We start from the raw sequence: 21,918 nt of genomic DNA, 5'->3' as shown, positions 1-21,918 counted from the left end.
TCGATGCGCCCGGCCCGCGCGCTGCTCGGCCTGCTGCAAGACAAAGCCCGCCACGACTTTGCGTCGATGGCGGGCTTTTTCCAAAAGACCAACCCGGCACGATGCCGGTTGTCAGGCGATCGTCAGTGCAGGACTTCGACGATCTGATGGGTTTCGGGGTCGACCAGGACAGTCTGGTCATTGATCACGGCGACGCGGTACTTGACGTTGGGCACTTCGCGCAATTCAACCGTGTCCGGTACCGGTGAGCCCAGCTTGAGCTCTACGCCCAGAAGGTTCACCGACGCCAGCGGCTGCTTCTTGACGTATTCGCGAATGACCGTCTCCTGTTCCGGCTGGACGACGACGACGTTTTCCGCCAGAGCCACACCCATGCCGCTCATCAGGATGATCGCGGCAGTCGCACTCGAAAGATAATGTTTCATAACAACCTCCGTGTTGGGATATCTGAAAGCCACCCTGGGACGAAAACTCGATCATCGCCACGAGGTTCCATTTCGAATTGTGGAATAAATGTGTTGTTTAATCGAGCGTGTGGCGATTTTCGTTATTCCAGCCAACGTGCATCAATGGATTATATGCTTCCAAGTTAACGGAAAAATTTCCGTAGACTGGCAGAATAACTTGAGAACAATCATGAGGACTATCGCCTTGAAAGGGTGCCGCGGCACGGCCTTTCAAAGCGAGGACGCAGCTAACATTGAGCGCGCAATGTCGTTCCAGCCGCTCTTCTCGGGTACGAAAAAGGCTCGCCCCGCCGGGAGCAGGGCGAGCCTTCAACGGCGCCCGGCGGAGGTGGCAGCCTCACCGGTCGCGATCGAAAAACGCAAGGGTCGCGGCTTGGTTCCAACATCGCCGGCACGACCAATCTGGTCCGCATGCAACCATGTGATCTCGATGACGTTGTGGCAAAAATCACCAGCAAGGATGAAGACCAGATGGCTCCCCGACCCTCAGTGACCAGGCATCCCTTCACGCTGATGTTTGTCGTGATCGCGCTGATGGCGCCGTTTGCCGGCCTTGCCTGGCGCACGCGCGAGTGGATGGGTTGGTAGGACAGCGCTAGCAGGCCGCGTGAGCGCCGCTCACCGAAACGTGACCGGTCATAAATATTAGCCATTTCTAAAAATATTGCCGCCGGAGGCATTGCTGGTCGCTCCCTCCAGCGCCCGCTGCGCGCAAAACCATTGCGCGAAAGCCTGCACAGGCGCAACATCATTCCCTGTACAAGCGGCCCGGTCCTGGCGGCTGGAAATACTGATCCACGCCGGATGCGGATGGGGTGGGGGATGGGGGAATGACGCTCAAACTGATTGGGGCCGGTTTCGGCCGCACGGGCACGTGGTCGACCTTTGCCGCGCTGAACAGGCTCGGCCTTCCCTCATACCACATGCAGGAAGTCATCATGAACAAGGCCAACAAGGGCCATCTCGACTTCTGGCGCATGGTGGCCAACAGCCCGCCCGGCATCCAGCACGACTGGAACCGCGTCTTCGCCAACTATCAGGCCACCGTCGACAATCCGGGCTGTTGCGTGTGGAAGGAACTGCTCGTTGCCTATCCCGACGCCAAGGTGCTTTTGACGCTGCACCCGCGCGGCGCCGAGGCCTGGTACGAAAGCACGATCGACACGATCTACTTCACCGAGAATGTCTGGCAGTTCAAGATCCTGGAATGGCTGACGCCATTCGGCCGGAAATTCGGCGACATGTCGAGGAAGCTGGTCTGGGGCCGCACCTTGGCCGGCGTGATGGACGACCGCGACAAGGCGGTGGCGCGCTACAAGGCCTATGTCGAGGAGGTGAAGGCGGCGGTGCCTCCGGAAAAGCTGCTGGTCTACAACGTGACCGAAGGCTGGGGGCCGCTGTGTCGCTTCGTTGGCGTCGCCGAACCAGACGAGCCCTTCCCCAACCTCAACGACCGCGAAACGATCAAGAAGATCATCCGCGACATCATCAAGGGCTCCTACATCATGCTGGGGCTGACGGTGGCCGCCGTGGTGGCGGTGATCGCGGCACTGTGGTGGTGGCTGGGGTAGTCGCGCAATTGGACCGCCATAAGCACAGCGCCGCTCGAAGCGCTATTTCAGATTGCCGGCCGGTCAGCCCTTGGGCAGCCCGGATGGCCCGCTAAGGGCCGTGACGTTCGTCAGTTTTTCCCGGCGAACCAGGACCGGCTTCTCGTAGATCTTCTTCATTGTCGCCCCATGCATTGTTTGACTGCGCTAATTCGCCGCCGGGCGTTGCCATGTCAATCCGTTTTGAGCGGCGCAGGACACCCTGCCAACGCCGGCCCGACGAGACGCTTCGCCGGCTATGTTTTAGCCCGGTCGTAGCCCCTCGATGCGACGCCCTATTATATCAGTCTTGACTAAAATAGCGGAACGTCCAATGGACATTGCCGGAACCGAACAGGGCTCTCGGACCTTTGCGGCCGGCACCTAAGACCTTGGTCCCATACGAAAACGCAAAGGCCCGATGGGACCGGATTGGAGCCGGCCAAGGGGAACATCCGGCCACGCTGGTCGTTTGCTGCGAGGTCTCCGGCACCGCCGGATCCATGTCGGGAGGAAAGTGCGATGCCCTATCGATCCACCATCGTCAACACAGGCCACGGTCCGGGCACGGCGATTGCCGTGCTGATGGTGGGATTGTTGGCAGTGGGCATCGTGTTCCTTGTTCTGGGCGGCTCGCTCTACCTGAACGAACAGCCATCGGATCAACGCGCACTGTCTTCGCCACCGGCCCGATCGTTTCAGGCGGCCGATCCAAGGGCCGCGAACTGATCGAGCAGGCGGCGGAACATTTTGCCGCCTTTCGAATTGACATGAGCAAATGCTAATAGCGGAGGATATCCACTTTGAAAAACTTCATTCTTTCGGCACTTGTCGCCATCTCCGTCCTGTCCCCGGTCATCGTCGCCCCGGCGCAAGCCGCAAGCCTCGTCATCACGACGGACAATGGCAATATGGGCCGGCACCACTGGCGCGACAATCGCTGGCGCGATCATCACTGGCGCAAGCATCACAACCGCCATTGCTTCGTGAAGGTGAGGAAGCATTGGCGCCATCATCACTGGGTCATCGAGAAGGTGCGCGTCTGCGAATTGCGCCGCTACTGAGCGATGCCGAAATCGCCGCCGCCCAGGACCCATCGCAGAATTCGTCCGAACGCAGCAACCCTGGCAACGGCCGCCGTCTGAGCGCGGCGGTCGTCATGCTGATGTTGATGGTGGCGGGAGCGGCCGGCTTCTGAGAGCCAAGGCCCAAAGGCCTTTATCCCCAGGAGAGGTTTGAAGCCGCCTTGCATTAAACATTAGAGATTGCGAATATAAAAACAGCCGGCGACCGCCAGAAGCCGGCTGGGCCCGGCGTGCCGCCCTTTGCACCTGGCCGCCGGGCCATTTTTCCGTGACGTTTACCCTCGCGCCAGCGATGCGGCAGATGTCCACGCAGTCCGCTTCCCAGAGCCTGCCATCCGAACATCAGATCGAGATGGTCCGCATGTCACAGCTTGACGCTGCCTGTCTCAGAATTTGTAGTTGATCTTGCCGACGACGACATTTTCCGTATCGCGATTGTCGACGAAGAAGCCTGGCTGAACATCGCTTTCGCCGGCCCTGGAGCCAAAATCGTAATAATTCCATTCGACGCCGACGGTCCAATGATCGGTGAAAGCATACTCGGCGCCGAGGCCCGCGGTCCAGCCCACCCGAGACCCGCCACCAAACGATTGAGGAAAGACGTCAACCTCGGCGAATTTATACTTGGTGAATGCAACGCCAGCGTCGCCATAGATCAGAAACCGGTCGACCGCGTAGCCGAGGCGTCCACGCACCGAGCCCAGATAGTCCTGCTTGGCCTCGCAGGTTGTACCCAGCACGTTCGAGCACTGGTTGTCGCCCTTCACGGTCGAGCCTGCAAAATCGCCTTCAACGCCGACAACGAATTGATTGATCTGGTAGTTGTAGCCAATCTGGCCGCCGAAAATACCTCCGGACCCGTTGGTGTTGAAGGTCGGGTTGGTCGTCTGTGACCAGCGGCTGTCGTTCCATCCGCCACCCGCCTGAACACCACCATAGAAGCCGGTCCAGGAAAAAGGCATGGCGGCAACCGGCTCAATGAGATCCGCCGCCAAGACCGGGGACGAGGCCGCCAGAAATGCAACTGAACAGAGCAGCGCCAGTTTCATAGATACCTCCGCACCAATTAATCCATAGCGATATCACAACCCAAACCAGCGACTGCAACCAAAAGTATCAAAAGTATCAACAGCGGGCCGTTTCGGCGGACGCAGTTGCACGGCGGCAACAGATCGCCGTCCCCACATCAGCGAAGCTTGTCGACACGGGCCGGAGTGTCTTCACGGCAAACCGGGCGACGGGCATGCATTTTCACCCGGCATCTTGCTATCCCCCGCCACCACCTTGCCCCGACGCGGATTGCGTATTTTGGCCCCGCCTATTCCGCTTTCGCGGAAGTTTCTTTCGGCGGGCGATGTGCGACGCTGTTGTTGCGGCGAGGAGCCGCCCTGGTCGACGCGGGCGCCGAGCTCACCCCAACAATGCGCCCCCCCGTCCGTGTCGACCACGGCATGAGGCGCTTGGCGCTATCATCCTGCCCCTTGGCTTCAGCCGCCGACCAGCGCCTTCGTCGTCACCAGACCGGCGCCGGCCTCGGCGAAGCTGGCATTGTGGCGCGCGATGATCTGCGGCGCGCTCTCGCTGGCGCTGTCCAGCGTGCTGTGGGCATCAGAAACCACGGTCACGCCGAGCCCTCTGGCCAGCGCGCCCTTGACGGTCGCCGCCACGCAGAAATCGGTCTGCGCGCCGAGGAGCACGACCGCGCCGGCGCCCTGCCCGGCCACCCAGTCGGCAAAAGCGGGATTGCTGAAGGCATCGCGCACGGATTTGGCAAAGGTCGGCTCCCCCTCGGCCTGGCCAAGCGCGGGCCACACCGGCCAGCCCGGTTCGCCCGGCGCCAGCGGATCGCCCGCCGGTCCGTCATGCCTGATAAAAGCAACCTTGCGCCCACCGCGCCGCGCCCAGTCGATCACCGCCCGCGCGCGCTCGACGATACCCGACGCATCATGGATCGGCGGCTCGTGCACGCCGTCGAACATGCCGGTCTGGAGGTCTATGACGACAAGCGGGGCGGTGGCGGAAGGTATGTTTGCTGACATGGCTGCGAAGATGGCGTTGGGGCTGGGTGGTCGAAGATAAAGCCGCCCGACGCAGGCTGTCGATCCATATTCGCGTCGAACAAGAGATAAGTCGCGCTTCCGTGAAACGACGGACCGCCTCAGGCGTTCCGGGGGTCCGGCTTGCACTCCGCGACCGCCTTGGTGGCGTTGATCAGCCGGTTGCGCACTTCGGATGGCTGCCGGAGGTTCTGCCAGTAGGCGCCGGCGCCTTTCATCTCGTGACCCGCGCCGCCGCCGATCATGCCGTCCGCCCTGACAAGCATCGTCACGACCTTAATGCCGCAGGCGAGGTTGCGGTCGGGATCGGTGATGTCGACCTCCGACTTGAAACCACATCTGTATCTCCCCTCGTCGGCCAACGAGAGCTGCAGCAGCCCGATGGAGTACTGGTCCTGGTCCGCTTCCCAGAAGGCAGCCGCGCTGTTGTTGACGGATTCCGCGCCGGCCAGGTTGGCAATCAACGTGCGCCAGAAAACCGCGCGCCCTTGCCTGCCTTGCAGCATATAGCCCGGACAAAAGATGCCGACGTCGGATGGTTCGAGGGCGGTCAACGGCTGATCGGCATCGATCAGCGCCGTCACCTTGCGGGTGACGGTCTTGTTGTCGAATTGCTTTTCCAGCGCCCCTTGCGCATGGAGGCATTTCCTGGCGAATGCCTGTGCCTGGGCCTGGGTCGTATGGCCTCGGGCATGCCATTGTGCGGTGCAGGATTGCTGGGCCTCGGCCGGAGGAGCCGTCGGCACGGCGCTTTCAATGATGCGCGGATTCGCGCAGCCCTCGATCAGGCACGCCAGCGCGCCAAACACCCCGATCACCTGCAACAACCTCGAACGCAATTGAGCACTCAGTGGAGCCGACCCATACACAACAAAACCCCTCCCGAGCATTACTCACACAGCTTGCTCAGCCTTGTCGACCCAACTTGGCAGACTAGCGCCGTTCTGTCATCCGATACTGCCGCCGATGGGGCAGAAGCCGCTCACCCCGGCGCCCCGGCAAACAGCACCATGCCATCGCCGCCGGTGGTCGGCCAGTCGCGGATGGTGCGGTCGTAGCCGCCGGTCAGCACCGTGCCGTCGGCGGCGAAGGCCACCGCGTAGATCGGGCCGGTCTGGCTGTCGAACATGGCGATCTGGTTGCCGGTTTCCATGTCCCACAGCCGTGCCGTGCCGTCGAGCGAGCCCGACAGCAGCCGCTTGCCGTCGGCCGACAGCGCCAGCGTGTAGACCGTGCCCTCGTGGCCCTCGAGGCGCTTCACCTCGCGGCCGCTGTCGAGATCCCAGACCTTGATCGTCAGGTCGCCACTGCCGGTGATCAGATGATGCCCGTCGGCGGTGAACACCGCGCCATAGGTGCCTTGTTCATGGCCGTGCCAGCTGCGCAATTGCTTGCCGCTTTCGATATCCCAGAGTTTCAACGTGCCGTCGATGCTGCCCGAGACCGCGCGGGTGCCGTCGGGCGAGACGGCCACCGCACTGATCGACCAGTCATGCCCGGTCAGGACATGCAGCACGGCGTTGTTGACGAGGTCCCAGACGATGACGTTGCCGGTATCGTGTCCGCTGACGGCGCGCTTGCCGTCCGGCGTGATGGCGAGCTTGTTGACGCCGCCATTGCCGCCGGACTGGAAGACATGCAGCACCGCGCCGTCGGAAAGCTGGCGCAGCACGATCTCGCCGTCGTCACCCCCCGTCAGCGCGCGCAGGCCGTCGGGCATGTAGAGCGCGGTGCGCGCCATGTCCTTGTGGACGCCGAGGTTGCGGATCAGATGCTTGCCGCCGATGTCCCAGAGCTTGATCACATGATCGGTGCTGGCGCTGAGGATCGAGCGACCGTCGGGCGCCACCGATAGCCAGACGACGGCGTCACGATGGCCGTCGGGCAGCGTCGGAGCAGCCGGCGGCGGTGGCGGCAAGGGCGCCACGGTGGGCGGTGGAATGACCGCGACCTCGGGCGGTGCTGGGGCAGCGGGCGGCGGCGGCACGACCTCGGGCGGCGTCGGGAGCACCGGTGCCGGCGGTGCACTGGCGACGTCGTTGCCCTTGGGCTCGTTGGTCTTCGGTTCAGGGATTTTTGGTTCGTCAGCCTTGGGTTGGCTTGGCGAGGCCACCTCGCCGCCCTGGCCCTGCCCCCGCCACAGGACCGGATCGGCCAGCAGCGTCAGCACGGCAATCACCGGCAGGACAAGGAAGGCGCGCCACAGGCCCGGACGGCCCTTGGGATCGATCTCGGCGTCGCAGCCAAAAAGTGGCGTTCCCGTGGAGCGGCTGGGCCGGCCGGGCAGCAGCCCGGCCCAGAACAACAACGCGCCAAGCAGGCAGAGCGCGCCCACCGCCAGGAACACCACCGGCAACAGCATGGCCGGACCATGCAGCATGCGGACCATCCCGCCCCAGGCGAAATCCCTGCCGCCCAGAAGCAGATAGGCGCGAACCAGGCAAGCCAGGGCGACCGCCAGCAGGGGAAGCGCAAACAGCCGCTCAGCCAACCTGTCCATCGCGCCCCCTCGCCTGCACCGCCGGTCGGCTCGTCACGAGCCCTGCCCCGCCGCACGGTTCAGGACCCGAGATTACCAGCACCAGGCAGCCAGCGCAAAATTGCATCCGCGCCGAACCACACCCAGTCGTGCGGCAGGTGCGCAGGCACGGAAAGATTGTGCCAGATCAAGGAAGCATCCCGCGGCCGTGGTTAGGGTCAGGCAGGTTGGAGGCTCCCCGATGCTGCCGTTCACCAGCGACCAGTTTCTTGCCAATCTGGTTGCCTACAATGAAGCGATCTGGCCAATGCAACCGGCGGCATTTGCATGCGGCGCCCTCGCCGTGGTCCTGCTGCTCTGGCGGCCACGAATGGCGGATCGCCTGGTCGCGGTCATCCTGGCGGTCATGTGGCTGTGGACCGGCATCGCATATCACTGGCTCCATTTCACCGCGATCAACAAGGCGGCGTTTATCTTTGGAGCCATGTTCGTCACCCAGGGAGCCTTGCTGCTCTATTGCGGTGTCTTCAGGAGGCAGCTGCGTTTCGGCCGGGATTTAGGGCTTGCCGTGAGTGTGGGGATCGCCTTTGTCGCCTACGCGACCATCCTTTATCCTCTTCTCGGCATCTGGATGGGTCACCCTTATCCGGAAATGCCGGCGTTCGGTGTCACCCCCTGTCCAGTGACGATCTTCACTTTCGGATTCTTCCTCCTCGCCAAGCCACCCCTGCCGCGGTGGCTGGTTGCGATCCCGTTCATCTGGTCGTTGATTGGAGGAAGTGCGGCATTCCTTCTGGGTGTGCCGCAGGACTGGCTGCTGCTCGCCAGCGGCATCATTGCGGTTCCGTTGATCGCCCTCGGCGACAGCCATCCATCGGGCGCGAAGATCACCGGCTAGCGCAGGCAACCCGTCAGCCAACCTGTTCATCGGGCGCCCCGTTCGCCGGGTTTGGGCCGTACAGTCAGGCTGTCAGCGCCAACATCGTATCGCAAAACGCCACTCACGCCCCTCGAACGGCGATCATCGCTAATTTAGAAAATCCGGAACCATTGCCGCGTTTCGACGTTTGGGGCACGCGATCGATTGTGAGGCAAAGTGTGAATCCAGCTCCGAAGACACCTATTTCCAAGGCCCCGGCCCCCCTGCCCGCAAACGACAACCAGATACCCGCGAACCAGGATATTTCGGACTTCTTGCGAGAGCTCATCCCGCAAGACGACGCCGCTGCCGACGCGCTTTGCAGGCGTGGCGAGCGGATGGCCACCGCCGTTGTCGTCGTCATGGCGACCTGTCTGGTCGGCTTTCCCCTGTTCTTCGCCGGGTTGATTTATGCCGGCGTTGGCGTCGCTCCCTAGGCGCAGCAGGCATCCCCGGATTCGCCGGCTCTTGCTGGCTATCGCAACTCCACCCAAACCGGCGCATGATCACTCGCGCCGTCCTCACCGCGCATGTCGCGGTCGATGCCGGCGGCCTTGAGCCGGCGGGCCAGTGTCTTCGACAGCAATATGTGGTCGAGCCGCAAGCCCGCGTCGCGCGGCCAGCGGTTCCGGCGATAATCCCAGAACGTGTAGAGCGTCTCCTTCGGGTGCTTCTTGCGCAGCGCATCCGTCCAGCCCTGCTCCAGCAGCGCTGCGAAGGCGGCGCGGCTTTCCGGCTGCACCAGCGCGTTGTCGTCATAGGAGCGGGTGGCGTAGATGTCGCGCGGCTCGGGCACGATGTTGTAGTCGCCGGCCAGCACCACCGGCAGGCCGGTGTCGAGCAGCTGTTCGGCATGTGCTTCCAGCCGTTTGTGCCAGGCGAGCTTGTACTGGAATTTCGGCCCCGGCTGCGGGTTGCCGTTCGGCGCATAGAGGCAAGCAATGACGATGCCATTGACGGCCGCCTCGATATAGCGGCTCTGCCTGTCGGCATCGTCGCCGGGCAAGGCGTCGCGGGTCAGGACGGGTTCGGCGCCGCGCGCGAGGATGGCGACGCCGTTCCAGGTCGGCTCGCCCTTCCACACCGCGCCGTAGCCGGCATCGGCAAGGGCTGAGCGCGGAAACTGCGTGTCGCGCGCCTTGAGTTCCTGCAGGCAGACGACATCCGGCTTTGCGGCCGCCAGCCACGCCAGCAGGTTTTCCAGCCTGCTGTTGATGTTGTTGATGTTGAAGGTGGCGAGTTTCATTTGGCCATTCGCTTCGTCATTTTCGGGCTTGCCCCTAGGATGACGAAGTCCGTAACCGCGCCGCCCACGCCTTCACCGCCTCCGCCAGCGTCTTCAGATGATCGGCCGTCGAAAATCCCGAAATACTCTTGCGCGGCTTGAGGTCGTGATCGCCATCCTCCAGCCAGATCACCTCGATCGCATCGGATAGCCCATAGGCCGCGACCTCGTCCCGCGTACCGAACTCGTCGCGCGTGCCCTGGAAGATCAGCGTTGGCGTCTTCAGTCCGGCAAGATGCTTTGTCCGCAACTGCTCCGGCTTTCCAGGCGGATGGAAGGGATAGCCGAGGCACAGCAGGCCCGAGATCTCGCCCTTGGCAAACATCTCGTCCGCCACCATAGAGGCGACACGCCCGCCCATCGACTTGCCGCCGATGATCAGCGGACCGGCCACGCCCTTGGCCCTGAGGTCGGCGATCGCCTTGATGTATTCCGGGTTCACCGTCTCGGCGCGCGGCGGCGGCTTGCGATGGCCATAGCGGCGCGCCGCCATGTAGTGGAATTCGAAGCGCGCGACCTGGAAGCCGGCCGCCGCCAGCGCCTTGGCGGTGGCGGTCATCGAAGGAGAATCCATCGACGCGCCCGCTCCATGCGCGAGCAGGATGGTGACGGGCGCGGTGTCGTCGCCGTCGAAGAGAAAGTGTGTCATGGGGCGGCCCACTTATAGAGGCTGCGTTCCGTCCCACCCCCCTCTGGCCTGCCGGCCATCTCCCCCACAAGGGGGGAGATTGGATGTCGCCATCGCCCTCGCCAATCGCCAACGTTGGAAGGCGAGCAGACCGTGGAAGCTGCCAATCTCCCTCCTTGCGGGGGAGATATCCGGCAGGACAGAGGGGGGTGTTCAAGCGCGGCCATTGCGATCCTTTCGTCAGGCAACAGCTATGATTGCCCGGAGGCTCCGCTGCAAACCTGCGACTGCAGATATTCCACCTGTGCAGCCAGCCATTCCGGCCAGCCTGCAGCATCGATGCCGCGAACCCACGCACAGGCAGCTTCGCGCCCATGAACCTGCTCCATCAAGCAATAATAGGCTGTATCTCGCCATGCCCCGCAGAGGTTTGGGTGAGCATCCATCACATCCAGCGCCGAGGGCCAACTGAACCATCTCTTGATCCACTCGCCGACCTTGCCATCAAGATCGGCTGCGCACTGGGCTATAAAAATATCAAGATCTTGTTCATTGGCGACCCAGAACGTATCTCGGCTAGGGGGTCTGAAATCTGCATGAATCCCATCAAAACCAACGCCGACAAACACCATCCCGTTGGACCGCGCGGAACCTTGGAATTTGACATTATACCATTCAGCCAATTGCTTATAAAACTTGGCGAATTTCTTCCATTTGAAGACGGCTGAAATGGAACAGTCGTATGCCCCGTATCGGCGGTCAGTATAGCAGTCCAATTCGATATTGAAGTCGGTCAAGTTGTCTCCCGACACGACCACAAGCCTAGCGCTGTCTGGCTGGAACCATTTCGCTCCAAGGCGGGCATGGAGTTCCTCGGCAACCGTTTTTCGAATGGACTTTGCATCCAGCATATCGTCAGGACGCCGATTTCTGTGCCAGCTGGATATCCACGAACTGCACCCCCTTGGCCGCCACCCCGGCCCATTCCGAATCCGGATCGAGCTCGAGATACCGCACCCACAGCCGCCGCGCCTCCGCGAGACTACCAGCATCGAACTCCAGCCGCGCCAGGTTGAACACCGGATCAGCATAAGTCTTGTCCAGCGCGATCGCCTTTTGCAGGTGCCTCCGCGCCGAGGCCTCGCGGCCTTGCTCGCTCATCAATCCGGCAAGGTTGAACCAGGCCTCGACGAAGGCCGGATCGAGTTTTATGGCGCTGATATAGTCGTGCGCGGCCTCCGCCGCGTGGCCGCCGGCGCGCAGGCAGTTCGCGCGGTTGAAGGCGGCAATGGCGTCGCTCGGGTCGATGGCAAGGCAGCGCTGGTAGAGCGCGGCCGCCCCGTCATGGTCGCCACCCTCCTCGGCTGCTTCCGCCTCGGCAAATAGTTCTTCCAAAGTGTCGTCGCCGGCTGAACCGGCCATGCCCAGGTCGAACAGCAACTGCCCGTCGAGTTCGCTCTGGCCGCCTTCGAGATAGATCGCATCGGCGCGGCCAAAAGCCGAGCCCACATTGAGCGACTTGGCGGTGAGCGAAGCCACCGGGCCGGAGCGGTGCACCGAGCGCGCGATCGCCCCCCAGGTCGCGCCGCCGGCCACCAACCCGGCATATTTGCGCGCCAGGATCAGGTCGCGGAAGGAATAAGGTTCGCTGTCATGCTCGAAGGCATCGAACAGCGAGAGCAGGTCGAGGTCGCCGCCCGGCAGCCGCGACTGCTCGATCAGCGATTGCCGTGACAGCGAGGAGGCTTCCGGCGCCTTCATCAGCCCGAGCAGGCGCAGGAAACCGTTCTCGCTGATCAGCGTTCGCCCGGCGGCGCGCTCGGCGGCAACGCGGCGCTCGATCTCGGCATCGCCGTTCTTGATCAGCCCGGCCTTGGCGAGAAAAGTCCGGCCGAACACCACATGCGTTGTGCGCCTGGTGACTCCGCGCCTGATCTGGCCGTGCTGGCGCTCGACCTCGCGCGCCGCCAACCTCAGCGGAAACGCCGCCAGCGCGCCGATCGTGCCGAAGACGGCTCCCGGCACCAGGACGGCTTGTGCCGTCATTTCTTGCTCTTGCCGACCGCCTTGAGCAGATTGGCCTTCAGCGGATTTTCAGGAGCACCGCCCGCTGCCGCCTTCTTGGCGGCGGGCTTGGCTGCCTCGTCGGCCTTGCTCTTGGACTTGGCCGGCGGCTTCGACTGCGACAGGCTTGCCTTCAGCGCATCCATCAGGTTGATGACATTGCCGCGCTCGGGTGCTGCCGCGATGATCGGCTTGTGGCCCTTCAGCTTCTCACGGATCATCGCCATCAGCGCGATCTCGTAGCGGTCCTCGTAGTTCTTCGGGTCGAAGGTGGTTTCCTTCTGCTTGATCAGCGCTTCGGCCAGCTCGAGCATTTCCGGGTCGGGCTTGCCGGCCGGGATGTTGCCGAAATACTCAGCCGTGCCGCGCACTTCGTTCGGATTCCTCAAGGTACACACGAACATGCCGTTCTCGCGCGCGCCAATCGTCACCACCCGTTCGCGGCTGGACAGCACAAGGCGCGCGATGGCCAGCTTGCCGGATTTGCGCATGGCTTCGCGCAGCACGGCGAACGTCTCCTCCGCCATGGCGCCATCCGGCGCCAGGTAATAGGGCGCGTCCTGATAGATGACGTCGACCTCGCCCTCGTCGACGAAGGCTTCAATGTTCATCGTGTGGTTGGATTCGATGCGCACTGCGTCGAGGTCGGCATCATCGATGATGATGTACTGCTTGTCCTCGTACTCGTAGCCCTTGACCAGATCCGAACGCTCGACCAGCCCGAGTTCCGGGTCGACCGGCTTCATGTTGATGCGGTTGTGGGTCTTCTTGTGCAGCTGGTTGAAGCTGATGCGCTCGCTGGTCGTCGTCGCCGGATAGAGCCGGACCGGACAGCTGACGAGGCTGAGCTTGAGGTAACCCTTCCAACTTGCCCTGGGCGCCATGAAACACTCCTACGCGGCCATGCACTGACATTGACTGCAGCGCTTTTCGTCCGAAGGACGAACGAGGCTGCAGAAATCCTACACCGACCCCGTACGATACAAGCAAATCCCTGACGAAATGTTTTAGGGGACCGGAGGGTCGTGGATGGAGAATAATTCAAATTGTCGGAAGCGTCGAGGCGGGCGAGGCGCTGGTGACTGGCCGAATGCCTCGAAGCTTCGTCATCCTAGGGCGAAGCAAGGAGCGAAGCGACGCGCGCAGACCCTGGGATCCATGCCGGGACCTGAGAGCCCCACAACGGTGCGGGAAGCTCACCATCCAGTTCCGCGAAAGAGCTCGAACCAATCCGGATTGCCCTTCTCGATCAATTCGATCTTCCATTGGCGTGGCCAGCGTTTAAGCGACTTCTCCCGCTGGATGGCGTCGGTGATGTCGAAATATTCCTCGTACCAGACCAGTCGCTGCACACCGTAAATACTGGTGAAGCGCGAACCTTGGCCTGACTTGTGTTCGGGCATGCGTCGGCCAAGGTCGTTGGTCACACCGATGTAGATCGTGCCGCGTTTCTGACTCGCGGTCATGTAGACGTAGCCGGTCATGTGGTCACGATAGCGAATGGCACGATCGCCAACCATCCTGATGTGCCGCATTCTACGGCCAACGTCACGGCATGGATCCTAGGGTCTGCGCCGCGTCGCTTCGCTCCTTGCTACGCCCTAGGATGACGAAAGACGAGAAGGCTTGGCCCTCTCATTTATGCTACCTCGTCTCCGACACCACCGGCAAATCCCGCGCGAATTCCTCGATCTCCGCCCATGGATCCCCCGAAGTCGCCAACAGCCCCGGCAGCGAGGAATAGTTCAGATCCTGCGGCGCATCGATGGTCTCCAGATCCGCCCAGCTCACCGGTGTCGAGGCCGGCAGGTTGGTGCGAGCGCGCAGTGAGTAAGGCGCGGCCGAGGTGTGGCCACGCGCGTTGCGGTGATAGTCGATGAAGATGCGCCTCTTGCGGTTGTCCTTGCCCATCGTGGTGGTGAAGGTGTCGGGCGCGGTGGCCGCCAGATGCGTGGAAATCGCGCTGGTCGCCTGGTGCAGCTTCTTCCAGTTCTGCTTGCGCGTCACCGGCACGGTGATGTGGATGCCGTTGCCGCCGGACGTCTTGGCGAACGGCACCAGCCCCAGACCCTCCAGCTCGGCCTTGATGTGCACCGCCGCCTCGACCACCTCGCGCCAGGAAATCCCCTCGCCCGGATCGAGGTCGAAGACGATCTGGTCGGGCTTGTCGAGGCTGGTGCGGTGGGTACCCCAGGTGTGGAACTCGACGACGCCGAACTGCGCCAGCGCCAGATAGCCCTTGGCGCCTTCGACCGAGAGGTAGGATTTGGTCTCGCCCTCGGAATTGGTCGCCTCGAACGTCACCACCGATGGCGGCATGCCGGTGAAGGCATGGCGCTGGAAAAAGCAGTCCTTCGGCAGGCCGGTCGGGCAGCGCACCAGCGACACCGGGCGGCCGAGGATATGCGGCAGCATGAAATCGCCGACCAGCGCGTAGTAGACGGCGATGTCGAGCTTGGTCGGGCCGGTCTTGCCGAACAGCCGCCGCGTCGGATTGGTCACCCAGATGGTGGCAAGGTCTGCCTCCGAGATCAGCCGCTTGCGTTTGGCCGACACCGGCGTCGACAGGCCGACATCGCGCAGGCCGCGAAACACCGCATGGCGCAACGCATTGTCCGCCGTGCGGTTGGCATAGTGGATGCGGGCAGAGAACAGCGGCTTCACCCAGTTCATCTCGCGCATGATTTCGCGCGGCACGCCCTCGGGCGCGGACGCGCCCGCGGTGAGCGGCTCCAGCCGGGAAAGCAGCTCGCCGGCGGTCCCGGCGTCGAAGCCGGTGCCGACCTTGCCGCGATAGTGCAGCTCGCCACTGTCGAATTCGGCGAGGCCCAGTGCCGCCAGCCCCTCGGTCGCGTCCGACGTGGTGTAGCCGGCAACGACGAAATCGCCGCTCTGCAGCGCCTTGGTCTTGGTCCAGCTCCTGGTACGGCCGCTCTGGTAGGTCGCGGTGGCGCGCTTGGAGACGACGCCTTCCAGCCCGAGTTCGGATGCCTGGTCGTAGAGCCCCTGCCCCGACCCTTCGACATGGTCGGAAAACTGGATGGCGGAATTGGCGCAGAGGCCGGCGAGCAATTCGGCCAGCAGCGCCTTGCGCCGGACGAGCGGCGCTTTGGTCAGGTCCCAGCCATCGAGATGAAGCAGATCGAAGGCGTAGAAATGCAGCTTGCTGCCGGCGCCTTCGGCCAGCGCGTCCTGAAGCAGCGCGAAGCGGCTGATGCCCTTGGCGTCGAGCACGACGATCTCGCCGTCGATGATGGCGTCGCGGCATGGCAGTCTGGCGAAGGCATGCGGCAGGTCGCCATAGCGCTTCGTCCAGTCGATGCCGCCACGCGTGATCAGCTTGACCACGCCGTCGCTGAGATGCGCCATGGTGCGGTAGCCGTCGAACTTGATCTCGTGCAGCCAGACCTCTCTGGTGTCCTCGCCATCGGGCGGCCTGGGCACCTGCGTCGCCAGCTGCGGTTCGATGCGGCTGAGCGCCGGGGCCTTGAAGGCGCCCGGCAGCGTGCCGGGCTTCAGCGAGCCCGGTCTGGGCGTGGGTTTGGCCGCCGGCTTTGGCGGCGCCACCAGCTCCTCGATGCGCAATCCGGATTTGACGCTTTCCGGCCGTGCTTCCAGGATGTCGAGCTTGGGATCGGCGGCAAGGTCGCGCTCCTTGAACAGCAGCCAGTTCTTCTTGTTTTCGTCCTCGCCGGGCTTGGGTTTCAGCCGCGTCAGCATCCAGCCGCCATTGAGCTTCTCGCCGGCCAGCCGGAACTTGAAGGCGCCGGTGCGCAGGCTCTTCTCGACGTCGTCCATCGGCGCCCAGGTGCCGGTGTCCCAGACGATCATCGGCCCGCCGCCATATTCGCTCTCGGGAATGACGCCCTCGAAGTCGATATATTCGAGCGGATGATCCTCGGTCTCGACCGCCAGTCTTTTGTCCGCCGGGTTGAGCGAGGGCCCGCGCGGCACCGCCCAGCTCTTCAGCACGCCGCCGACCTGCAGGCGCAGATCATAGTGATCGGCGGTGGCGTGATGCTTGTGCACGACGAAGCGGTTGCCTTCGTCGGCGACCAGCCCGCCGGCCGGCTCCGGCGTCTTCGAGAATTCGCGCTTGGCGCGATAGGTCCGGAGTTTGGGAGGGGTCGTCATGGCATACGCGAGGGAATGAGACGCACGTCAAGGACCGCCGCGCTCTTCCTGAATCTCAATCGTCGGTGGCCGGCGTCAGTTCGAGCTCGGCCGGCGACAGCCCCTGCTGCAGCTGGGCGAGCCGGAATTCGTCGACCCAGTAGGCTTCGCCGTCGACCAGCACGCGTGCCTGGTAGGCGCCGGCCGAAAAACTCTGCGCGGTGATGTAGACCTTGTGGCGGTCGAGCGCCTTGCGTACCGCCGCGCGCTTCGAATTCTGGCCGATGACGGGACTGAACATGACGCTGCCCTCGGTCGCCCTGACACGCAACAAAGCTGCTTCCGCAGCCTGGCGACTGGGCTCAAGGATGACGGAGACGCGCTGTCCTGTCAATTTCGGGTGGCCTGCAAATGCGGCACGACCTTCCGACAGAGTCGCGGGCGGCCCAAACCGGGGCTGTTTTCAGCTTGCCGGCCTGGAACCACCCGCCCGCCTTGCGTCCTTCCCAAGACAGGAGACAAGATAGGCGCTTCGACGCCAATTCACCTTGACCTGGATCAAGTGCCCTCGAGGTCGTGCCCCTGACAGGCGGGTGCGCCGGCGCGGGGCCATGCTCACGCCGGCCGGTCGCGCACGGATGGCGCGTGCCAACACCATGAGGCGCCAGCGCCCTGTCGTGGGCTCCGCGAAAAACCCGCCACTGTCGAAATCCGCTCCCCGCGAACGACATTGGTGCGGCGCCGACCAACATCGCGGCGCCGATCACACCAGAGGGAGCACCACCATGGCCAAAATGCTTGTCATCTACAGAACCCCTGCCGATCCTGCCGCCTTCGACCGGCACTATTTCGACATCCATCTGCCGCTCGCAAAACAACTTCCCGGCCTGCGTCGCTACGATGTCAGCAAACGGCCGATCGTCAGCCTGTCGCCGCCGGGCGAGACACCCTACATCGTCGCCACCCTCTATTTCGACAGCCTGGACGCCATTCGCACCGCATTTGCCAGCGAGATCGGCAAGGCCTGCGCCGTCGACCGGCGCAAATACGCGCCTGAAGACGACGATGCGATGATGCTGCTTTTCGATTCCGAGGCGATGTGAGGCGTTGGAGCAATTCCGGGAAAAGTGTGAAACAGTGTTCCGTCTGGAATCGCGTCAACAAGGCTCTACTTTGCCAGGCAAGGCCACGGACGCATGATCGCCGGCGGCCTCAGGCGATCATTCGCCTGTATCGGGATCAGGGGCGGAAAAGCCCGCCACCTTTCTGCGGCGGGCTGGCTTTTCAATGGTGTCGATTGTTATTCGCTGCCTGACAGGACCGTGAGGGCCGTCACGCGGGTGAGCTGCTGACGCTTGTCGAGCGTCGGCTTTTCATAAGTCTTTTTCATCGATATCCCCAAAGCCCCCAATGGCTGTCGGCAAGTGGCGCCAGTGCCACCCCTTTGTCAAGCTGCCGCTGAAATACCAGGGAAAGCCATCACAAGGTCGGACAGGCGCTTCAGTTCTTCAATCGCCGCAAGCCGCGCACCAGTCCCTGGCCGGCCTTGAACAGGCGCGGGTTGGAGCGCACGAAGAGCTCGGCCCGCTCGCGAAGCGCCGCGACGGCGGCCACGCCCTTGCCGAGCGGCGTCAGCGTTTCGTCGATCTTGGCCAGGACCGAACTCTCGGCGCCGAACTGTTCCTTGTAGGGCTGACTGCCGACCGACAGGTCGAAATAGACGAAGCCCTGCCGCAGTGCCCATTCCATCAGCCTGCCGATGATCGCCAGGCCCGGCGAGGCGTTGACCACCACGTCCTGGTCTATTCCGATCAGCAGGGCATGCAAGGTGCCTTGCCGGGCCAGCGTGTACTGGCCGGCGACCCAGTCCTCGCCGGCGCGCAATCCGAAGACCCGCACCGATCCGTCGGCCAGGCCCTGAAGCGCCGCGTTTCGGTAGAAATCGACGACCGCCGGCTGCGCCAGCAGGTCGAAACGCCCCAGTTGCCGAAAGCGCCGCAGCCGCATCTCGACCAGGGCGCCGAAGATGAGCTCCACCAGGGCCGGCGTGTTGGCCTCGACCAGATCGACGCTGCCGTGCCGTTCAAGCCGGCGCCAGTCCTTGTTGAAGGTCTTGACGAAGGACGGCCTGCCGTGGCGCTTGATCAGGGTCTCCGGATCGCCCTCCAGGACGAGCCCGGAGGTGATGAGGCTGGAATCGGCGGCGGATGCCAGCATCGCCAGTGGATTGCCCACGCCGTGAATCTCTCGCGGAATTCCGGTGACATGGATGCGGTCGGCCGGCGGCAGGACGGATCGGATCGCTGCCCATGCCGCCTCGGCGGCTTGCCGGGTCCAGGGGCTCCTGTCGGCCAGCAACGGCGCGGAATAGTCGCAGACGCCGCAGCTCAGCCATTCGATCACCCGATGTCCGAACCTCGAGCTCCGCATCAGCGGCATCAGCATCTTGGGTTCGCCGGTCCCGGCATCGGTCACTTCAACGACAAGCAGCTCGGCGCCTTCAGGCATCAACCGTTTGGCGATCCCCTCCACCCACGCATAGGATTGATGGGCCGTGCACACGCCCTCGGCCTGGCACCGCAGCCAGAGCGGCATGACTGTGTCCAGGCTGGTGTGCAGCCGAGCCGTGTAGACGCCATGGGCAATGCTGGCGCCGTGGCCCAGGGCCTGCCCGCCAGGTGTCGGCGCCCCGGTTGCAGGCGCTATCGTCATTGTCGGGATCGACATGTCCGTCACCTATCTTTTCCCCGTGGCAAGCGGGACGTGTTCGGCCCGTCGCCACGACGTTGACTGGCCATCATGGCGGTCATCCCTCGGCTCGAGCGCCCGCATGTGGCGGCGTGCGAAATACCATGAGGCGAAAAGCACGACGATCTCGGAGGCAGCGGCACCGGCGAGCGACCATGGCGGAGACGCGACCGCGAGCAGGATGGCGATCAGGACCAGTCCGACGATCGCGCCGGCCGTCGTGATGAAGGCGACCATCCGGAAATCGCCGAGTATCTCGAGGATGACGCGGGGCATGATGTAGAGCATGATCGGCACATAGTTCGCGATCGCCAGGAGCCCGATGAAGCCTATCGAGGCGTCCGCGAGGGCCTGGGATTTTATCATCGGCAAGACGAACAGTATGCCGCATCCGTAGACGAGGCTGCCGAGCCCCATCACCACGGCCCATATCTTGGCCTGGGTCCAGACGCGGCCGACTTCGTTCTTGGCCATCAGCTTGGCGAGTTCCGGCTGGATCATGTTCATGAAGGCAAGGCTGACGATGCGCAGCGGGCCAAACAGCACGAGAACCGCCGCCAGTGGCGCGTAAGCGGCCGGTCCGGCAATACCCGCGACCAGCAGCGCCAGGCACTGTCCCTGGATGTTGGTGGTGGTGGCGCTGAACCCCGACCAGCGCAGCTGCGGCCAGAGCCTGGCGTAACGGCGCCGGGCCGGCATGCGGAAGCTGATGCGAAGCGTCCGGCGCGCCAGCCGGACCAGCACGACGATGCCAATCAGGTTGGCCGCCGCCAGTGCATAGAACACCGCTTGCAGCACGTTCGCGGCCACCCAGATCGCCAGCGCGGTCAACGCGATGCCCGCGACCGTGAATACGAAGTCGCTGATGGAGACGATCATCTGTTGGCGGCGCGCGAAGAATGCCGTGCGCATATAACTGCGCACCGACCACGCGCCGACGAAGCAACCGGCGGCGACACTGCTTGCTTCACCCCAGAGCTGCATCAGCAGCGCCGTGGCGGCGGCCATGACCAGCGCCACGACGAGCGCCGCCGTTCCGAAAGTGACATCATGTGCGTCGACGCCGGCGCGGTTGGTGCTCTTGCCCATCCATATGCTGGCGGGCACGGCGGTCAGCGACCGGATGTAGGACAGGCCGACGCCCCCCATCACCATGGCGATGGCGAAGATGCCGTAGCCTTGCGCCGACAGCACATGCAGCAGCGCGATGTTCAGCGCGAAGTGAAAGCCGCTCTGCATGGCCTCGCCGCCGATCATCAGCACGAGACGCCGCAGCAGATGGGCGGGAAACGCGAACTTCACGAACTGGTCTCCGCTTCGCGGGCGACATGCGCCCGGCCAGGCTTCGCCAGCGCCGTCCTCAGCTTGTCCGTGGCGATCGCCGCGATCGCCGCCGCCGCCACCTGCTCGCTGAAAATCTCCTCGTATCGCGACCGCCCCGCGGCGACGAAACCACGCCAGGCGTCCGGCCGCAGGATGATCTCCCGCAGTTTGCCGGCCAGCGCCGCGGCATCACCGGGCGGAACGTGCCAGCCCGTCTCGCCATCGATGACCACTTCCACCAGCCCGCCGATCGCCGACACCAGCGGCGGACGGCCATAGGCCATTGCCTCGATGGCGACGCGGCCCAGCGATTCCGGACGCCGCGACGGCACGGTGACGATATCGGCCCAGCGGTAATGCTCCGAAGGGTCCGGCACGAAAGGCAACACGCTGACGCGTTCGGCCAGGCCCATGCTCTCGACCAGTTCGGCCAGGGCGCGCTCGCGCTCGGCGCTTTCGAAGGCGCCGCCGACCAGCCGCACCTCGATCCGCGACCGCAATTCCGCCGGCATTGAAGCGATCGCCTCCAGCAGGACTTCCTGGCCCTTGATCCTGTTGATGCGGCCGAGCAGCAACACCCGCAACGGGCGCTTGCCGTCATAGGTCATCGTTTCGGCGGCCGCCGGCCCGGCGACGCCGTTGTAGACGACATGCGTGCGCGAGCCCTTGGGATCGCCGAACGCGGCGCGCGTCGCGCGCGAGTTGAAGATGAGATCCGCATGGCTCCAGCGCATCAGGCCGACAAGTATCCGGCGCATGGCGCCTTCGGGAATCTCGTGGATATGCAGGACAGCCTTGTCGGGAACAAAGCGCGCGGCCAGCGCGTAATCGGCCACGATCGAGGTGTTGATGTAGGTGAGATCGCAATCCCTGAGGCGGCGCCATGCCCGCAACACCGCCATCGGCAGCCGCGCCATCTCGACCGTCGCCAGGCGCAGTATGGCTTGGCGCCTCAGCACCCAGAGCGGTTCGAAAACGATCCGGCTGGCATGGGCTTCCAGGATCTGCACGATCGGCCCGCTGCGCGGCAGCACCACTTCGATGTCGGCCGACGGAAACGCGGCGCGCAGCGCAGCGACGCTCTCCGCGAAGCTGCGGTCGGAACCATAGAGTTCATATCCCTGATGAACGCAGGCAATCCGCATCTTTGTATCCCGCCAG

24 protein-coding genes are annotated in these 21,918 nt (G+C 63.8%); 6 read left to right on the top strand and 18 right to left on the bottom strand.

Going from position 1 to position 21,918, the window contains the following annotated elements:
• Window positions 1-122 precede the first annotated feature (122 nt).
• Window positions 123-425, bottom strand: a complete 303-nt coding sequence (locus NR193_RS27350; protein WP_256753822.1) for a DUF1236 domain-containing protein — start codon at window positions 423-425, stop codon at window positions 123-125.
• Window positions 426-1,297: 872 nt separating this feature from the next.
• Here NR193_RS27350 and NR193_RS27345 point away from each other — a divergent pair.
• The gene (locus NR193_RS27345) at window positions 1,298-2,038 is read left to right on the top strand and encodes a sulfotransferase family protein (RefSeq protein WP_256753821.1); all 741 of its coding nucleotides are present in this window, start codon (window positions 1,298-1,300) and stop codon (window positions 2,036-2,038) included.
• A gap of 63 nt (window positions 2,039-2,101) precedes the next feature.
• Here the strand turns inward: NR193_RS27345 and NR193_RS27340 are convergent, their stop codons facing one another.
• Window positions 2,102-2,197: a putative RiPP precursor gene (locus tag NR193_RS27340; RefSeq protein ID WP_256753820.1), complete on the bottom strand. Its 96-nt coding sequence runs from the start codon at window positions 2,195-2,197 to the stop codon at window positions 2,102-2,104.
• 381 nt (window positions 2,198-2,578) lie between these two features.
• On the opposite strand from NR193_RS27340, the gene NR193_RS27335 reads away from it, so the two are divergent.
• A complete protein-coding gene (locus NR193_RS27335; protein WP_256753819.1) occupies window positions 2,579-2,785 on the top strand; it encodes a hypothetical protein in 207 nt (68 codons plus the stop codon).
• A gap of 74 nt (window positions 2,786-2,859) precedes the next feature.
• Window positions 2,860-3,120, top strand: coding sequence for a hypothetical protein (locus NR193_RS27330; protein WP_256753818.1), 261 nt, complete (start codon window positions 2,860-2,862; stop codon window positions 3,118-3,120).
• Window positions 3,121-3,527: 407 nt separating this feature from the next.
• On the opposite strand, the gene NR193_RS27325 is transcribed toward NR193_RS27330, so the two are convergent.
• The 4 genes from NR193_RS27325 to NR193_RS27310 form a co-directional block, all read right to left on the bottom strand.
• A complete protein-coding gene (locus tag NR193_RS27325) occupies window positions 3,528-4,190 on the bottom strand; it encodes an outer membrane protein (RefSeq protein ID WP_256753817.1) in 663 nt (220 codons plus the stop codon).
• A gap of 438 nt (window positions 4,191-4,628) precedes the next feature.
• Window positions 4,629-5,180 carry an isochorismatase family protein gene (locus NR193_RS27320; RefSeq protein ID WP_256753816.1) on the bottom strand — a complete coding sequence of 184 codons (552 nt, stop codon included), beginning with the start codon at window positions 5,178-5,180 and terminating at the stop codon, window positions 4,629-4,631.
• A gap of 119 nt (window positions 5,181-5,299) precedes the next feature.
• Window positions 5,300-6,037 (bottom strand): hypothetical protein, encoded by a 738-nt coding sequence (locus NR193_RS27315; protein ID WP_256753815.1) that lies wholly within the window; start codon window positions 6,035-6,037, stop codon window positions 5,300-5,302.
• Between the two features lie 143 nt (window positions 6,038-6,180).
• Window positions 6,181-7,698 carry a WD40 repeat domain-containing protein gene (locus tag NR193_RS27310; protein ID WP_256753814.1) on the bottom strand — a complete coding sequence of 506 codons (1,518 nt, stop codon included), beginning with the start codon at window positions 7,696-7,698 and terminating at the stop codon, window positions 6,181-6,183.
• Between the two features lie 220 nt (window positions 7,699-7,918).
• Here NR193_RS27310 and NR193_RS27305 point away from each other — a divergent pair, with 220 nt between their 5' ends.
• Both NR193_RS27305 and NR193_RS27300 read left to right on the top strand, forming a co-directional pair.
• Window positions 7,919-8,575 carry a DUF6064 family protein gene (locus tag NR193_RS27305; RefSeq protein WP_256753813.1) on the top strand — a complete coding sequence of 219 codons (657 nt, stop codon included), beginning with the start codon at window positions 7,919-7,921 and terminating at the stop codon, window positions 8,573-8,575.
• Between the two features lie 296 nt (window positions 8,576-8,871).
• Window positions 8,872-9,033 (top strand): hypothetical protein, encoded by a 162-nt coding sequence (locus NR193_RS27300; RefSeq protein ID WP_256753812.1) that lies wholly within the window; start codon window positions 8,872-8,874, stop codon window positions 9,031-9,033.
• 38 nt (window positions 9,034-9,071) lie between these two features.
• Here NR193_RS27300 and NR193_RS27295 read toward each other — a convergent pair whose 3' ends face one another.
• From NR193_RS27295 to NR193_RS27260, 8 genes are all read right to left on the bottom strand, one after another.
• Window positions 9,072-9,842: an exodeoxyribonuclease III gene (locus NR193_RS27295; RefSeq protein WP_256753811.1), complete on the bottom strand. Its 771-nt coding sequence runs from the start codon at window positions 9,840-9,842 to the stop codon at window positions 9,072-9,074.
• 34 nt (window positions 9,843-9,876) lie between these two features.
• Window positions 9,877-10,530, bottom strand: coding sequence for an alpha/beta fold hydrolase (locus tag NR193_RS27290; protein ID WP_256753810.1), 654 nt, complete (start codon window positions 10,528-10,530; stop codon window positions 9,877-9,879).
• 230 nt (window positions 10,531-10,760) lie between these two features.
• On the bottom strand, window positions 10,761-11,306 hold the full coding sequence (locus tag NR193_RS27285; protein ID WP_256753809.1) for a hypothetical protein: 546 nt from the start codon (window positions 11,304-11,306) through the stop codon (window positions 10,761-10,763).
• A 118-nt stretch (window positions 11,307-11,424) separates the two neighbouring features.
• Window positions 11,425-12,555 (bottom strand): tetratricopeptide repeat protein, encoded by a 1,131-nt coding sequence (locus NR193_RS27280; RefSeq protein ID WP_256753808.1) that lies wholly within the window; start codon window positions 12,553-12,555, stop codon window positions 11,425-11,427.
• Window positions 12,552-13,457, bottom strand: a complete 906-nt coding sequence (locus NR193_RS27275) for a Ku protein (protein ID WP_256753807.1) — start codon at window positions 13,455-13,457, stop codon at window positions 12,552-12,554. The genes NR193_RS27280 and NR193_RS27275 overlap by 4 nt, the downstream gene beginning before the upstream one ends.
• A 312-nt stretch (window positions 13,458-13,769) precedes the next feature.
• The gene (locus NR193_RS27270; RefSeq protein ID WP_091585595.1) at window positions 13,770-14,057 is read right to left on the bottom strand and encodes a GIY-YIG nuclease family protein; all 288 of its coding nucleotides are present in this window, start codon (window positions 14,055-14,057) and stop codon (window positions 13,770-13,772) included.
• A gap of 160 nt (window positions 14,058-14,217) precedes the next feature.
• Window positions 14,218-16,707: a DNA ligase D gene (gene ligD / locus NR193_RS27265; RefSeq protein WP_256753806.1), complete on the bottom strand. Its 2,490-nt coding sequence runs from the start codon at window positions 16,705-16,707 to the stop codon at window positions 14,218-14,220.
• Window positions 16,708-16,762: 55 nt separating this feature from the next.
• Window positions 16,763-16,987 carry a hypothetical protein gene (locus NR193_RS27260; RefSeq protein WP_306280573.1) on the bottom strand — a complete coding sequence of 75 codons (225 nt, stop codon included), beginning with the start codon at window positions 16,985-16,987 and terminating at the stop codon, window positions 16,763-16,765.
• Between the two features lie 484 nt (window positions 16,988-17,471).
• Between NR193_RS27260 and NR193_RS27255 the strand changes: the two genes are divergently transcribed.
• Window positions 17,472-17,789 (top strand): EthD family reductase, encoded by a 318-nt coding sequence (locus tag NR193_RS27255; RefSeq protein ID WP_256753804.1) that lies wholly within the window; start codon window positions 17,472-17,474, stop codon window positions 17,787-17,789.
• Window positions 17,790-17,986: 197 nt separating this feature from the next.
• On the opposite strand, the gene NR193_RS33665 is transcribed toward NR193_RS27255, so the two are convergent.
• From NR193_RS33665 to NR193_RS27240, 4 genes are all read right to left on the bottom strand, one after another.
• Complete coding sequence (locus NR193_RS33665) at window positions 17,987-18,076, bottom strand: putative RiPP precursor (protein WP_375162745.1); 90 nt, start codon at window positions 18,074-18,076, stop codon at window positions 17,987-17,989.
• Window positions 18,077-18,186: 110 nt separating this feature from the next.
• Window positions 18,187-19,413 carry a GNAT family N-acetyltransferase gene (locus NR193_RS27250; RefSeq protein ID WP_256753803.1) on the bottom strand — a complete coding sequence of 409 codons (1,227 nt, stop codon included), beginning with the start codon at window positions 19,411-19,413 and terminating at the stop codon, window positions 18,187-18,189.
• Window positions 19,414-19,422: 9 nt separating this feature from the next.
• Window positions 19,423-20,736, bottom strand: a complete 1,314-nt coding sequence (locus NR193_RS27245) for a hypothetical protein (RefSeq protein ID WP_256753802.1) — start codon at window positions 20,734-20,736, stop codon at window positions 19,423-19,425.
• Window positions 20,733-21,902, bottom strand: a complete 1,170-nt coding sequence (locus NR193_RS27240; protein ID WP_256753883.1) for a glycosyltransferase family 4 protein — start codon at window positions 21,900-21,902, stop codon at window positions 20,733-20,735. Before NR193_RS27240 ends, NR193_RS27245 begins: the two co-directional genes overlap by 4 nt.
• Between the last annotated feature and the right edge of the window lie 16 nt (window positions 21,903-21,918).

This window comes from Mesorhizobium sp. Mes31, assembly GCF_024519675.1.
In the GTDB taxonomy this organism is placed as follows: domain Bacteria; phylum Pseudomonadota; class Alphaproteobacteria; order Rhizobiales; family Rhizobiaceae; genus Mesorhizobium.
This window is presented reverse-complemented; position numbering and strand designations above follow the sequence as displayed.